Here is a 14000-nt window from a genome sequence, read left to right on the forward strand (position 1 = left end):
CATTATAGCATAACTGCAAAAAAATAAAAGGGAACGACTAGCTTCCCTTTTATTTTTTTTCGCCCCAACCGTATTTCTTTGTAAACCGCTCCACACGGCCACCGGTATCTACAAATTTCTGCTGCCCTGTAAAGAAAGGATGGCACTTTGAACAGATCTCCACGTGGATCTCCTTTTTTGTAGATCCGGTAACAAACGTATTTCCACACGCGCACTTGACAATGGCATCATGGTAATACGTTGGATGTATACCTTTTTTCATCTACCTCACCTCTCTCCCATAGACCTTGCCATGGATTAATAATCTCAAATGACACTCTCTTATTATAATTGATTTTAGCCCTCTCGTCAATCGCGCCAACCTGTCAAACAATGGCGCTTTTAATCCCCTCTATAAATTCGCTGTTGTCCTTTGTCTTCATGAGCCTGTTTATGAGGAGCTCCATAATCTCCGCCGGCGGCGTCGTAGCCATGGCTTTCCTTATAAGCCACGTGGCTTCTAACTCGCGGCTGGAAAGAAGCAGCTCTTCCCGCCTGGTACCTGATTTGTATATATCAATAGCAGGGAATATCCTTCGCTCTGAAAGCTTTCTATCCAGGTGAAGCTCCATATTGCCTGTGCCTTTAAATTCTTCAAATATGACGTCATCCATTCTGCTACCTGTTTCAATGAGAGCAGTAGCCAGTATCGTCAAACTGCCTCCTTCTTCGATGTTTCGCGCGGCGCCGAAAAACCTCTTAGGCGGATGCAATGCAGCGGGATCCAGTCCCCCTGAGAGTGTTCTACCAGAAGGCGGAGTAGTAAGGTTATACGCTCTGGCCAGCCTCGTGATGCTATCCAGCAATATCACCACATCCTTTTTTTGCTCCACCATCCTCTTGGCCCTCTCCAGTACCATCTCAGCAACCTCTGTGTGATGCTCCGGAAGCTCATCAAAGGTGGAATACACCACTTCACCGTTAATAGACCTCTGCATATCAGTGACCTCTTCAGGTCTCTCGTCAATTAATAAAACTATCAGGTGCACTTCAGGATGATTTATCGATATGCTATTAGCTATTTTTTTCAAAAGAGTTGTTTTGCCCGCTTTAGGAGGAGCCACAATGAGACCCCTTTGCCCTTTTCCAATAGGGGCAATGAGATCCACCAGCCTGGTGGACAAATCGATAGGTGACGTCTCCAGTTTTAGCCTTTTTTTAGGGAAAATAGGCGTTAGATTTTCAAAGGGAATTCTATTTCTTATGGCATCAGGCCTGTCTCCGTTTACCGACTGAACGTATATTACCGCGCCGTACTTTTCATTCTCCTTAGGCAGCCTTATGATTCCTTTTACCCAATCCCCTACTTTTAAGCCAAAACGGCGAATTTGAGATTGGGAAATGTAGATGTCTTTATCTCCCTGAACGTAATTCTCAGCTCTTAAAAACCCGTAGCCGTCGGGCATTATGTCCAGTACGCCTTCTCCGATAGCTTCCCCTTGGGTTTCAATCATGTTGAGAATAGTCTCATCTTCCAGTTGTGTTACAATCCTCTTGATTTCTTTTTTGTTTTCCTCATCGATATCCTTTTTATCTATAACCGAAAGGACTTCCTGCTTTTCCTCGCTGATGCTTTTAAACCGCTTCTTTTTTAACTCATCTTCATCTATTACCCTCTCTTCAACCCCTGTATCCAGTTCTTCTTCCATTTCATCTTCTAACTTAGGAATTGCCATCTCCTCTTCCTTTTGGTCTTCAACAGGCTTGTTTTCCTGGATATCAGGTTGATCCGGCTGTTGTAACGCCTGCTCTTTTTCCTCTTCCTCCTTGCGATCTTCCTCTGAGCCTTTCACGCTTTCCAGATGGCTTTTAATAAAATCGATCAGTTCTTTTTTTCTGTACTTTGTAAAACCTTTTAGACCCATGCTTTTTGCAAAATCTCTTAGCTCAAATATACCCATTTCATCCAAATTTGGTATTTGCAAATAAAACACCTCCATTATTTCATGAATATTATTGCCATATTTTCCGGTATATTAACATATCCTCGGTAAAATTTCTCCTGCAGGCATATCTACGAATCTCTCTGTGCCGTACACGGTTTTCATCGTGACAATGCCCTTTCCCTGGTAGACTTCGCCTATTATATTGCAATCTCCGAACAAGGGGTCTGATTTTAAAATGGCCACCACATCATCCGCCACTGTCGGAGACGCAAATATAACGAGTTTTCCCTCATTAGCCAGAGTCAGCACGTCCAGTCCTAATATCTCGCAAGCGTTTACCACCTCTTCTTTTACGGGTATTTCGCTTTCGTAAATCCTTATATCCACATGACTGGATACAGCAATTTCGTTTAAAACTGCTGCCAACCCACCTCTCGTGGGATCTCTCATGGCGTGTATCTCGCTTCCCAACGGAAATAGCTTTTCTACTACCCTGTTCAAAGGAGCACAATCGCTTACCACGTCCACATTCAGGTTAAGCCCTTCTCGCTTTGCCAGCACCGATATGCCGTGCTCGCCTAGAGTCCCTGTCACAATAACCTTATCGCCAGGCTTGACATTATGAGCTGAAATTCCCTTTATTTTAACCACGCCTATTCCAGACGTATTGATGTATAAGCCATCGGCCTTTCCTCTCTCAACGACTTTAGTATCACCTGTAACTATTTTTACCCCCACTTCTTTAGCCGTTTCAGCCATGGACTTAACTATCTTTTCCAGATCCTCAATTTCAAATCCTTCTTCAATTATAAATGACGTAGAAATATATTCAGGAATTGCACCTCTTGAAGAAAGGTCATTAACAGTTCCGCATATAGACAATTTGCCAATATCTCCACCAGGGAAAAACAGGGGTTTTACTACAAAGGAATCTGTAGTAAATGCAATTTCCCCATTTGCGTTTAGAATAGACGCATCTTCCAAACCCCTTAAAATGTCGTTATCAAAATACTTTAAAAACAACTTTAAAATATCCTGCGAAGACCTGCCACCGCCACCATGCTTTAATTCTATCCTTCCCATTTTTACACCTCTTTTATTATAACATAAATTGTACCTTTCAAAAATATTTTTTGTAAAAATTTTAACCAATTTTTCACCGCAAATTTAATACAAAATGGCTATTTCGATAAACCTTTGAAATAAGCTATAGCTGCCTGTCCCAATGAAATACCTCCGTCATTGCAGGGCACTTTGCTGTGAACGTAGACGTTGAAACCCTTGCTTTTTAATTGGCTTTTAATATTACTGAGCAAGTATCGGTTTTGAAATACTCCTCCTGTGAGAACGACGTCGAGCACGCCAGTAAGGCGTCCCACCCTTTCCACGGCGTCCACTGTAAACCTGACAATGGAATTGTGAAACCTAAGGGCAATGGCGCCTAGCGGCTCTCCCGCTTCCAGATCCCTGTACGCCGACACGACTGTGTTCACAGGATTAATAACGCCTTTTCCCTGGCCCAGAGGATCGCTTTCTATGCTGTATTCGTAATAACCAGAAGCCTTCTCGTCTATAAGTGATTCTAGCTGAGCAGCCGCCTGACCTTCGTAGCTTACATAATGCCTTATTCCCAATACCGCAGCAACGGCATCAAACAACCTGCCCATACTTGATACTTCTGGCGCATTGATCCTCTTTTCCCACTGGGCTTTAAGCAGGCAAAGCTCTTTCTGGTCAATGCTTTGCTCAAAAAGCTTGAAATCTGACCCCGATTCAAACATATACGCCAGCCCTGTTTTGTAAATTTTCTTTATAGCGCTGGCTCCTCCTATAAGGGGAATGTACTTTAAATGGTAATACCTGCTGTAGCCGCCAAGATCAGCTATCATTATCTCTCCGCCCCACAGCCTGCCGTCGTCCCCATACCCTGTACCGTCATATGCAACACCTATTACCTTTCCTGAAAGGCCACTGTCCACCATGCATGACACGATATGGGCGTGATGGTGCTGCACGGCTATCTTTTTCAAATCCTTTGCAGCCTCGGCGTATTGAGTGGTAATATAGTCAGGGTGCATATCGTATGCGATAATCTCAGGTTTTATCCTGAACAGTTTTTTGTACCTCTCTATGGTCTCCTGAAAGTATTCAAAAGTCTTGATACTTTCCATATCTCCTATATGCTGGCTCACAAAGAAATAGCCATCCCTTGCCAGGCATACCGTCACTTTGTCATGAGGCCCAACCGCTATAACCTGCAAACTCTTGGGTGGTTTTTGTGATTTATTTAACCAAGCTTGGTACAAAATAGGCTGCGGGGCATACCCCCGGGCCCTCCTTATTAAAACCTCCTCCCCGTCTACCACCATGGCAACAGAATCGTCGATGCGAGCAAAAATATCCCTGTCATGTATCAGGAGCCCATCGGCAATGCCTTTTAGCCTCTCTAAGGCCTCATCGTTGTCCTTTGCAATTGGCTCCTCAGAGAGATTGCCGCTGGTCATAACCAGCGGCCTGCCAAAATCACAAGCTATGAGGTAATGTAGAGGGGCAGGCGGGAGCATAACCCCTATCGTGTCAACACCAGGAGCTACTGACGGGGCAATGCAAGTCGTCCCGGGCCTCTTTTTTAGCAAAACTATGGGCCTCCTCTGAGAGGCCAACAGCTTCTCCTCCGCAGGTGAAACCTCCGCAAAGGACCTGACCGCATTTACATCAGCTGCCATAACAGCCAGAGGCTTTTCATACCTGTGCTTTCTCTCCCTTAACCGCTTTACGGCCTCTTCATCAGTGGCATCTACCGCCAGGTTAAAGCCTCCAACACCTTTTATAGCCACAATGCGGCCCTTTTTTAAAAAATTCACAGCCTTTTTTACAGCATCCTCACCGAATAAAAGGAAATCTTGGCCGTTGCAATCCACCCACGACACACGAGGGCCACAAACAGCACACGCATTGGGCTGGGCGTGAAACCTCCTATCAGAAGGGTTGTTGTATTCCCGCTGGCAATCCGGACACATGGCGAATCTCGCCATTGTGGTCATTGGCCTATCGTAAGGAATATCCTTTATAATAGAATACCTGGGCCCGCAATTGGTACAATTGATAAAAGGATATCGGTATCTTCTATTGCCTCTGTCAAAAAGCTCCGCCAAGCATTCATCGCAAATCCCCATATCTGGCGAAACAGGCAAAAAGCCTCCATCATCTTGGCTTTGCACTATTTTAAAATCACTATAATCCTTTTCGCGTAATTCCACCACTTTAACAGATTGTATTACAGAGAGTAAAGGAGGATTGCGCTTTATCTCGTCCAATAATTCTTCCAGCGCTTCGGGGCTTCCCTGAGCGTCAATGTACACCCCATAAGATGTATTTTTTATATAACCCCTGATACCCAGTTTTTTTGAAAGGTTATAAATAAAGGGGCGAAAACCCACCCCTTGAACAATACCGTATACGTAAATCTTTTTCCTCATATTTCATCCACTCTCTTATGAGACCTTTCAGAATACCATATACCACAGCTGCCCTCCGATGACACCATGCACGGACCTACAGGGGTGTCAGGAGTACATCTCCTGGCAAAAAGAGGACATTGTTCAGGTTCTATTACACCCCTTAACACATCGCCACACCTGCACCCTGCTGGTTCCTCAGAGTCAGGCACCTTTAAATCAAATCTCTTAGTGGCATCAAATTCGGCATACTCCGGCTTTATAATAAGACCTGAACCTCTTATAACCCCTATCCCCCTCCAGCGGGCATCGCAGGGCTCAAAAACCTCCTCCATGGCTTTTAGCGCTTCTACATTTCCTTCCTCCCTGACCACGCGGCTATACTGGTTTTGTATTTTAGGACCATCTTTTAGCTGTTTGAGCATGGCAGCAATACTCAACAATATATCTTCTGGCTGAAATCCCGATATAACGCCACCTACGCCGTACTGCGCAGGTAAAAACTCATATGGTTTCACCCCTATAATGGCGCTTACATGGCCTGGCAGCAAAAAACCGTCTATCTTTACCTCTCCCAGGTTCAGAAGGGCTTTCAAAGCTTCAGGCACGGTCTTGTGAAGTGACAAGACCGAAAAATTCTTTATGTTCTCTTTCTTAGCCCTCATTATTGCGTCAGCCACAGAGGGAGCAGTAGTCTCAAAGCCCACCCCTTCAAATACCACCTGCTTAGATGGGTTTTCCAACGCCATATCCAGCGCGTCATATACCGAATAAACAACTCTTACGTCGCAGCCCCGGGCTCTCATCTGCGACAAACTGGTTTGACTGCCAGGTACCCTTACCATGTCGCCGAAAGTTGTCAGGATAACATCGGGCAAACTGGCAAAGGATATGGCATAATCGATGTCCCTCGCCGACGTCACGCACACAGGACAACCAGGCCCTGATATCATCCTTATGTTATCAGGTAACATCTGCCTGATACCTGCCCGGGCAATAGACATGGTGTGAGTGCCGCATACTTCCATAAATACTATAGGTATACCAGGATTTAATTGCTCAATTTTACGCCTTATTTGGCGTATAAATTCCACGTTGATCTTTTTCATCCAATCAGCCCTTTACAAACCCATTACTTCTCTCCACAGCTCAAGCTCCTCCAGCGCTTCCTTCTCATCAACCTTGCTTATAGCGTATCCCGCGTGAACGATGACGTAATCGCCTACTTTTGCATCAGGTAACATCGCTATGGAGACTTTTCTGCTGGCTCCTCCAAATTCCACCAGAGCCTTATCCCCTTCAACCTCTATAATCTTTGCAGGAACACCAAGGCACATGTCCTCCGCCTTTCAGGCTTCCCCCTTTCCTTCGCCGATGTGCTCAAGCCAATCAATCCACTGGTCCAGGCCCTCTTCTGTCTTCGCGCTGAGGACAAAAAGATTGTAATCAGGATTCAACGCCTTCAACCCCTCTTTGAAAAACTCCATATCGAAGTCTACATAGGGTAACAAATCGGCTTTTGTGAGGACTACAGCACTGGCTTTAGAAAATATGAGGGGATACTTGTAAGGCTTATCGTGCCCTTCAGGCACGCTTATAACTGCTACCTTATGGTCCTCACCTATTTCAAATTCAGCGGGACAAACCAGATTGCCCACATTTTCTATAAAAAGAATCCCTTTTTTTAAATCCATTTCATTTAATGACATCTTAATCATATTGGCATCCAGGTGGCAAGCTCCACCGGTATTTATTTGCACAGCCGTGGAGCCAGCAGCACTTATCTTCTCGGCATCAATAGACGATTGGATATCCCCCTCAATTACCTGGATATTCAGTTTGCCCTTTAACCTCTCAATGGTCTTTAAAATCAAGCTGGTTTTTCCACAACCTGGTGAGCCTATGATGTTTACGGCGGTAATTCCCTTTTCCTTGAACAAAGCGCGGATTTCGCCAGCAATCCTGTCATTGGCATCAAGTATATTCTTTAAAACCTTTATCTCCATCAAATTCCACCTCTATATTTTCTATATAAAGCTCGTTACCTTTTTTCAGGATAACACCAGAATTGCCACAATGGGGACATCTAAAAGAAAAGCCGCTTCTATTGTACACGCGGCCGCACTTATCACAGTAAAACTCCGCCGGCACGCGCTTAAAAGAGAGGCTAGCCCCTTCAGCTAACGTACCTGGGCTTATAAGCTCAAAATAGAACTCAACGCTGTCTTCGACAATTCCCGTCAATTCACCTACTACAATGCTTATCCTTTTCACCGAAGAGGCCCCTGCTCTTTTCGCCTCAGCCACCACCATATCCACAAGGGCCTGGGTAACTGAAAGCTCGTGCATCATGCCACCTCATTTTTTTCACTATCTGAATCCTTTTTCTCGGTGGACTGTTTTTCAGATTTTCCCTGTTCTCCATCGGATTTTGTCCCTTTTGTAGGCTTAACAGGCAGTTTTCCTTTGTAATCCTTTAATTCCTTTCTGTACGCCGGATCCCTGTACTCTTTATGCATAAACAACGCTTTGGTAGGACATACGTCAACGCACGCACCGCATATTATGCACTCAAAGGGATTTATTTCCCACGTAGCAGCTTTCCTATCCACTTTTATACATCCTGAAGGGCATTCCCTAAAACACCTTCCACAAAATATGCACTTTTCTATATCTATATCTATATGACCCCTTTGTTTTTCATAAGGTTCTCTTTTTTTAAGCCTTGTGGCAGGTCCTGAAAAGAGGTTCTTAAACAACCTTATGCCCATCTTCAACATAAGCAAATGCCTCCTATCTTTCGGTACAGCTTATACACGGATCTATGGTAAGCACCAACACAGGTACATCCGCCAGCTGAGATCCCGGTACGATCTTTAAAAGAGCCGCTACATTGGCAAAAGTCGGCGTCCTCACCCTTAGCCTTTCAAGGTTTTTGCTGCCGTTGGCCTTTATATAATAAAGCACCTCTCCCCTGGACTGCTCCACGCGGGATATTACTTCTCCTTCGGGATTTCCTTTTACTTTTACGCTTATCTCACCTTGGGGCATTTTTTCAAGAGCCTTCCTTATGAGATCAATAGATTGAAACAGCTCTCTCATCCTCACCATCATCCTAGCGTAACTGTCTCCGCCTTTTTCTACCACAGGGCTAAAATCCAGGTCTTTATAGGCTGCATAACCCGTCATTCTCACATCCTGGCTGACACCGCTGGCCCTTAGCATGGGCCCCACAAGCCCTAGCTCATAGGCCTCTTCAGCGCTTATAACGCCTACGCCCACCGTCCTCTTCTTTACGGTGTAGTCGTCTTTCATTATATTAAATACCTCTCTTAGCTCATTTTCGATGTCGTTCAGGTTTTCCAAGACCCATTTCTTCAATTCTTCGTCGATATCCCGTTTAACTCCACCTACTACGTTTACTGATATTATAACTCTGTTGCCAGCGGTCCTGTCCAGCAAATCCATTATTTTCTCTCTAATCCTCCAGGTCTGCATAAAAAGACTTTCATATCCAAAGGCATCAGCCAGCAGCCCCAGCCACAAAAGATGGCTGTGCATGCGGTGTAATTCCGCCCATACCACCCGCAGATACCTGGCCCTCTCGGGCACCTCCACGCCCATAAGCTCCTCTATGCCCTGGCAATAAGCGAGGGCATGCATACAGCTGCATATACCGCATATGCGTTCCACCACATATACCATCTGATCAGTGCTCTTTATGTCCACCAGTTTCTCTAATCCCCTGTGGACGTAACCCACTGCAGGCAGGGCTTCTACCACTTTTTCATCTTCTACCACCAATCTCAGGTGTATTGGCTCGGGCAACACGGGATGTTGGGGCCCAAAAGGAATAATGCTCCTATCGCCCATTTTTTTCGCCTCCCTCTGAGAGCAAATCGTCCTTCCCTATATTTGCTTCTTTATTCAGAGCATCAGCCATTTTCGCGTTTTCCGATGCGCCACTGGAAGTTTTTCTCACAACCTCAATATGGGCCTGGGGTGTCAACGGCGAATCTTCACCCAGCATAAATTTCCCACCGTAATCCACTGCCAAGCCCTCAAATTTCACCCCAAACATATCCTGCATCTCGTTTTCTGGCAAAATGCTGCAGTAGTAGATAGAAGATATGCTGGGAACCCTTGTGTTTTTATCCACCGTCAGTTTAAGATTCTCCAGCTTCAGGTCTTTGTCAAAGTGGTAGTAGATCTGAAATACATCGCCCATATCCACACACGTAGTAGTCACAAACCTGTATCCGGCGTCGTGATAACGCCTTACCTCATCTATTAAACTGTCAACGGTTACTTCCTTTGCCTCTATCACAGCGTTCACATCCTTTCACACAGGATCCTTATCGCTTCTTCTCATATTGTCTCTCTTTTCAGCCAGTTTGTCTATAGCCATTTTAATGCCGTCCAAAATCTGCTCAGGCCGCGCGGGACAACCAGGGATATAAACATCTACAGGGATTATTTTATCGATTCCCCCCAACACATTGTAACAATCCCTGAAAATGCCACCGGTACACGCGCACACCCCTATCGCCACCACCACTTTAGGATCAGGCATCTGATCGTAGATATTTTTAAGCACATGCTTGTTTTGCTGATTTACCGTCCCCGTTACCACCAATATATCGGCTTGTTTGGGATTTCCTACATTTACTATACCAAACCTCTCCACATCGTATAATGGAGTAAGGCACGCCAGCAACTCTATATCACAGCCATTGCAGCTGCCACAGTCGTAGTGGATCAACCACGGCGATAGCTTTCTGGCTTTATCCATCAAGTCCATACACTCAACACCACCTTTATTTCACAAAATACAGCCACGTGATGTTGGCAACAGCCAGTATCAAGCCAACTATCCACGTAAATTGAATCATCCACCTTATAGTCAACCTCGCCGTTACGTTGTCAATAAATATCTCAAAGAGCACATACGCCAAAGCTACAGCGGCTCCCAATATCCAGTTGTTTGCAAAAAACAGCATTATTATTCCTAGAAGCAGCATCAGGTCATACCAGTGGGCTGCTTCAACCAACGCCAGGTACAAGCCGGAATAATCCGTCAGCACCCCTCTCACTATCTCCTGATGGGCGTGTTCTGACGCCGATATATCAAAAGGCGACTTGCGCAGTTTGATGCCCAGAACAATGCTCATAACCAGAAAAATCAGTGGCAATTTAACTATAAGAGGTAATGGATAACTGGATATAACGCTTATATTAAAGCTCCCCGTTACCAGGTACATGCCTACGATGACCAATATCAAAAGGGGTTCATACGCCAGCATCTGTAAAAGTTCCCTCTGACTACCCACCTGGCTATAAGGCGACTTAACTGAAAGCGCCCCGATGACCAAAAATACCGCACCTATGGACATCACAAAAACAATCATCAAGAGATCCTGCTTTAGCACAAAGAGCAAAAGGCTCAACGCCGAGGATGTAAAATATATACAGGCGCTCAACGCCTGAAAGCCATTTACCAGTTGCCTCTGCTTTCCCACAAGCTTTAAGAAATCGTAAAAAGGTTGGAGAATCGGCGGCCCATATCGGCCCTGAAGCCTTGCTGTAAGCTTTCTATCCACGCCCGTTATCAAACCGCCTATTATAGGCAACACCACCAGTGCCAGAATGTACTTTATAAATATCACAATAACATCACCCCAAATAGCATTAAAATCAATACCACAGCTACGATGTTAATCCAGACCGCCCATTTGCGCTCCGACACTATATGGGCAAAGTAGTAGTTTTTAACTATCACGTCATCCACTTTTTCTAAACGGTCATTCACCTTAATATCTTTGTAATCCTTTAATGTCTCACCGCACATGTAAGGCGTCGCATTGACCTGAGTCCTCCTGAGAAAAACCAAACCCAACACCAAAGCCACAGCCATGGCCAGAAATACAGGAAACAGCGTAAATGCCCCTATCGACATAGACAATATACCATGAGATGCTTTTATCCCCAAGGATTTGTAATAGGATATGACCTCTGGTGCTACCATGGCATTAAATACCTGGGTCACAAGCAAGCTCACCAGCACAGCTCCCAGGGCCAACGCGCTTATAGGAGCCATTATAGCCGGCGCTACTCTCTCCCTTTGTACCCTGTCCTGGCAGGCCGTGTCCACAATCAAAATCCCTATCCATCGGGTGTAGTACATTACAGTTAAAGCGCTGCCCATCGCTATCAACAGTACCAACAGCGGATTGCTAGATGCGGTCTCAATAACCAGCCACTTACTCAGCAAAACGCCAAAAGGCGGCAAAAGCATGGTTATCAAGCCTACCACTGTAACCATAGCGGTATACGGCATCCTGGTAAAAAGCCCTCTCATATCCTCTATGTCCCTGCTCCCTATATGGTGCTCAATGGTACCTACGCACAGGAACAAAAGGCCCTTTGATATGGCATGGAATATTATGAGGAGTATACCAGCAGCTATAGCCGCAGGTGTATTTATTCCCGCAGCCGCTATTATAAGCCCCAGGTTGGCTATGGTAGAATAGGCCAGAATACGCTTTGCATTGGACTGACCGATTGCCAAAAGAGATGTGACCAAAAAGGTAAACGCCCCAAATACAGCTATCACATCGCTCACCCACGTGCCTCTAAACGCAGGGGCTAACCGCAGCACAAGATAAACGCCTGCTTTAACCATGGTACTGGAGTGAAGTAGTGCTGACACAGGGGTAGGAGCTACCATAGCACCTAAAAGCCAGCTCTGAAAGGGAACCTGTGCTGATTTAGTAAAGGCAGCTATACACAACAACACCACAGGCTCCAGCAACAGACCTGCAGGTTTAATCGCGATTATCTTCTGTATATCAAGGGTGCCGTACTCGTAATAAGCGATTATAATAGCTGCTACAAAAGCCACACCACCGATGCTGTTCAAAGTCAAAGCTCTTATAGCCGAATTCATAGCTTCCTGCGTTCTATCATGCCCTATTAACAGGAACGAGCTCAATGTGGTTATTTCCCAGAAAAAATACACCCACATAAGGCTATTGGACAACACCAGTGCGTTCATGGCACCTATAAACAGGATTAACACAAAGAAAAACCTGTGCTGCCTGGAAGGATGCACCTTCTTATGCTCCTCGTCCTCCGGCATATAACCCGTGGAGAAAATCCATATCAGCGTTCCTATTATGGACACGATTAAGTTCAAGACCATGGACAAATTGTCGATGTAGAGGGCGTTTTTAACCTCTACGCTTGTTCCTGCCAGCCGCTCAAATACAAACATCGGAATGACCTGAGCGAGAGATAAAATCACCAGATACCACTTTTTAAGCGATATAGATAGGTAAAGTATATATAACCCCAGCAAGAGGTCTAAAACCTCAATCACCTTATCCCATGGCATCCCCATAATTGAACCTGATGACACCACAATAGGCTTATGGAACCACAAATACACAGAGCTCGCAATTACAAGTCCCGCGGTGGTAAAGATAAATGCATTTCTCACCTTTGTATTTCTTATAAAGTATATTACAAATGCTATAGCAAACGGTAACAAAATGTTTACAGCCAAAGCTGCACGCATACTGTCGCACCTGCCTTTCGCTTGATTTGTGTACTGTATACAATATGACTAAATCTTAATTTTCCTACCTATATATTTTATTCGCTACCTGTAAAAAGTCAACGTTAGTTTTTTAATTATCAAATATATCAGCATAAGTTAAAGGATGACTTCATGTCATCCTTTAAACCTCTTACATCAGGCCTTTCCGGCGCTCCCAAACATCCTTATCTTCTGCGCCACGACATTCTTCATCGCTTCCCTGGGAACCGCCAGTATTTTTCTGGGATCATATTGATCAGGATTCTCGTTTAAATACCTTCTAAGCGAGGAATTAAATGCCTGCCTTAAATCGGTGTCTATGTTGATCTTATTGACACCCAACTCAACCGCTTTAACAATAGATTCTTCCGGAACCCCCGAAGCGCCATGTAATACAATAGGCATATTCAATAAGGATTTTATCTTTTTCAATCTGTCAAAATCCAGCTTGGGCTCCCCTTTATAAACCCCGTGAGCCGTCCCTATGGCAATAGCGAGGTAATCCACTCCTGTCTGTTCCACAAAGCGCACCGCCTCATCGGGGTCTGTCATCGTAGCTTCCCTTTCATCAACTGTTATGTGATCCTCGGTACCTCCGATCTTTCCCAGCTCCGCCTCTACAGACACCCCCATAGGATGGGCGATGTTCACTATATTTCTCGTTATGGCTACATTTTCTTCAAAGGGGTACTTAGACCCATCAAACATGACAGAAGTCCACCCGTGCCTTAGGCACTGCATAACCACGTCAAAATCCGTACCGTGGTCCAGGTGTAAGGCCACAGGGACCCGAGCATTTTTTGCAGCAGTTGTCACTATCGCCGCAATGTTCTCTATTCCCGCGTATTTAATCGCACTCATGCTCACCTGTATTATAACAGGTGCTTTTTCCTCTTCAGCTGCCTGGATTATTGCCTGAGTTATCTCCAGGTTGCTGGTATTAAATGCTCCTACCGCATAGCCGCCTTCATTTGCCTTTTGAAGTATCTCTTTACCTGAAACTAACATATTGAACCTCCA

Annotated in this window: 15 protein-coding genes; all 15 read right to left on the minus strand. The window is 45.0% G+C overall.

The features are described 5' to 3' along the window. Positions 1 to 49 precede the first annotated feature (49 nt). On the minus strand, positions 50 to 262 hold the full coding sequence (rpmE, locus tag CALPO_RS0108065; protein WP_026486848.1) for a 50S ribosomal protein L31: 213 nt from the start codon (positions 260 to 262) through the stop codon (positions 50 to 52). Positions 263 to 365: 103 nt separating this feature from the next. Next, positions 366 to 1979: a transcription termination factor Rho gene (gene rho / locus CALPO_RS0108070; protein ID WP_051585927.1), complete on the minus strand. Its 1614-nt coding sequence runs from the start codon at positions 1977 to 1979 to the stop codon at positions 366 to 368. Between the two features lie 36 nt (positions 1980 to 2015). Then, positions 2016 to 3008, minus strand: coding sequence for a hydrogenase expression/formation protein HypE (gene hypE, locus CALPO_RS0108075; protein ID WP_026486850.1), 993 nt, complete (start codon positions 3006 to 3008; stop codon positions 2016 to 2018). Positions 3009 to 3106: 98 nt separating this feature from the next. Continuing rightward, entirely contained in the window at positions 3107 to 5404 is a 2298-nt protein-coding gene (gene hypF / locus CALPO_RS0108080) for a carbamoyltransferase HypF (RefSeq protein ID WP_026486851.1), read from the minus strand. After that, positions 5401 to 6492, minus strand: coding sequence for a hydrogenase formation protein HypD (gene hypD / locus CALPO_RS13625; RefSeq protein ID WP_051585928.1), 1092 nt, complete (start codon positions 6490 to 6492; stop codon positions 5401 to 5403). The genes hypF and hypD overlap by 4 nt, the downstream gene beginning before the upstream one ends. Positions 6493 to 6504: 12 nt before the next feature. Further along, a complete protein-coding gene (locus CALPO_RS0108090) occupies positions 6505 to 6720 on the minus strand; it encodes a HypC/HybG/HupF family hydrogenase formation chaperone (protein WP_026486852.1) in 216 nt (71 codons plus the stop codon). A 12-nt stretch (positions 6721 to 6732) separates the two neighbouring features. Continuing rightward, the gene (hypB, locus tag CALPO_RS0108095; RefSeq protein ID WP_026486853.1) at positions 6733 to 7389 is read right to left on the minus strand and encodes a hydrogenase nickel incorporation protein HypB; all 657 of its coding nucleotides are present in this window, start codon (positions 7387 to 7389) and stop codon (positions 6733 to 6735) included. Continuing rightward, positions 7358 to 7732 (minus strand): hydrogenase maturation nickel metallochaperone HypA, encoded by a 375-nt coding sequence (gene hypA / locus CALPO_RS0108100; RefSeq protein WP_026486854.1) that lies wholly within the window; start codon positions 7730 to 7732, stop codon positions 7358 to 7360. The genes hypB and hypA overlap by 32 nt, the downstream gene beginning before the upstream one ends. Next, positions 7732 to 8163, minus strand: coding sequence for an NADH-quinone oxidoreductase subunit I (locus CALPO_RS13630; RefSeq protein WP_084295236.1), 432 nt, complete (start codon positions 8161 to 8163; stop codon positions 7732 to 7734). Before CALPO_RS13630 ends, hypA begins: the two co-directional genes overlap by 1 nt. Before the next feature lie 13 nt (positions 8164 to 8176). Next, positions 8177 to 9256, minus strand: a complete 1080-nt coding sequence (locus CALPO_RS0108110) for a hydrogenase large subunit (protein ID WP_026486855.1) — start codon at positions 9254 to 9256, stop codon at positions 8177 to 8179. Then, a complete protein-coding gene (locus CALPO_RS13635) occupies positions 9246 to 9710 on the minus strand; it encodes an NADH-quinone oxidoreductase subunit C (RefSeq protein WP_084295237.1) in 465 nt (154 codons plus the stop codon). Before CALPO_RS13635 ends, CALPO_RS0108110 begins: the two co-directional genes overlap by 11 nt. 15 nt (positions 9711 to 9725) lie before the next feature. Further along, a complete protein-coding gene (locus CALPO_RS0108120; protein WP_026486856.1) occupies positions 9726 to 10184 on the minus strand; it encodes an NADH-quinone oxidoreductase subunit B family protein in 459 nt (152 codons plus the stop codon). Positions 10185 to 10200: 16 nt separating this feature from the next. After that, complete coding sequence (locus CALPO_RS0108125; protein ID WP_245589929.1) at positions 10201 to 11049, minus strand: respiratory chain complex I subunit 1 family protein; 849 nt, start codon at positions 11047 to 11049, stop codon at positions 10201 to 10203. Then, complete coding sequence (locus CALPO_RS0108130; protein ID WP_026486858.1) at positions 11046 to 12959, minus strand: NADH-quinone oxidoreductase subunit 5 family protein; 1914 nt, start codon at positions 12957 to 12959, stop codon at positions 11046 to 11048. Before CALPO_RS0108130 ends, CALPO_RS0108125 begins: the two co-directional genes overlap by 4 nt. Positions 12960 to 13136: 177 nt before the next feature. Next, the gene (locus tag CALPO_RS0108135) at positions 13137 to 13988 is read right to left on the minus strand and encodes a class II fructose-1,6-bisphosphate aldolase (protein ID WP_026486859.1); all 852 of its coding nucleotides are present in this window, start codon (positions 13986 to 13988) and stop codon (positions 13137 to 13139) included. Positions 13989 to 14000: the final 12 nt, after the last annotated feature.

This window comes from Caldanaerobius polysaccharolyticus DSM 13641 (assembly GCF_000427425.1).
Classification (GTDB): Bacteria; Bacillota; Thermoanaerobacteria; order Thermoanaerobacterales; family Caldanaerobiaceae; genus Caldanaerobius; species Caldanaerobius polysaccharolyticus.

Bases quoted from the DNA above. Each gene is read 5' to 3' on its own strand.
- rho (WP_051585927.1), bottom strand. From the start codon at position 1,979: ATGGAGGTGTTTTATTTGCAAATACCAAATTTGGATGAAATGGGTATA.
- CALPO_RS0108130 (WP_026486858.1), bottom strand. From the start codon at position 12,959: ATGCGTGCAGCTTTGGCTGTAAACATTTTGTTACCGTTTGCTATAGCA.
- hypD (WP_051585928.1), bottom strand. From the start codon at position 6,492: ATGAAAAAGATCAACGTGGAATTTATACGCCAAATAAGGCGTAAAATT.
- rpmE (WP_026486848.1), bottom strand. From the start codon at position 262: ATGAAAAAAGGTATACATCCAACGTATTACCATGATGCCATTGTCAAG.
- CALPO_RS0108090 (WP_026486852.1), bottom strand. From the start codon at position 6,720: ATGTGCCTTGGTGTTCCTGCAAAGATTATAGAGGTTGAAGGGGATAAG.
- CALPO_RS0108135 (WP_026486859.1), bottom strand. From the start codon at position 13,988: ATGTTAGTTTCAGGTAAAGAGATACTTCAAAAGGCAAATGAAGGCGGC.
- CALPO_RS0108120 (WP_026486856.1), bottom strand. From the start codon at position 10,184: ATGGACTTGATGGATAAAGCCAGAAAGCTATCGCCGTGGTTGATCCAC.
- hypF (WP_026486851.1), bottom strand. From the start codon at position 5,404: ATGAGGAAAAAGATTTACGTATACGGTATTGTTCAAGGGGTGGGTTTT.
- hypA (WP_026486854.1), bottom strand. From the start codon at position 7,732: ATGCACGAGCTTTCAGTTACCCAGGCCCTTGTGGATATGGTGGTGGCT.
- hypB (WP_026486853.1), bottom strand. From the start codon at position 7,389: ATGGAGATAAAGGTTTTAAAGAATATACTTGATGCCAATGACAGGATT.
- CALPO_RS13630 (WP_084295236.1), bottom strand. From the start codon at position 8,163: ATGTTGAAGATGGGCATAAGGTTGTTTAAGAACCTCTTTTCAGGACCT.
- hypE (WP_026486850.1), bottom strand. From the start codon at position 3,008: ATGGGAAGGATAGAATTAAAGCATGGTGGCGGTGGCAGGTCTTCGCAG.
- CALPO_RS0108110 (WP_026486855.1), bottom strand. From the start codon at position 9,256: ATGGGCGATAGGAGCATTATTCCTTTTGGGCCCCAACATCCCGTGTTG.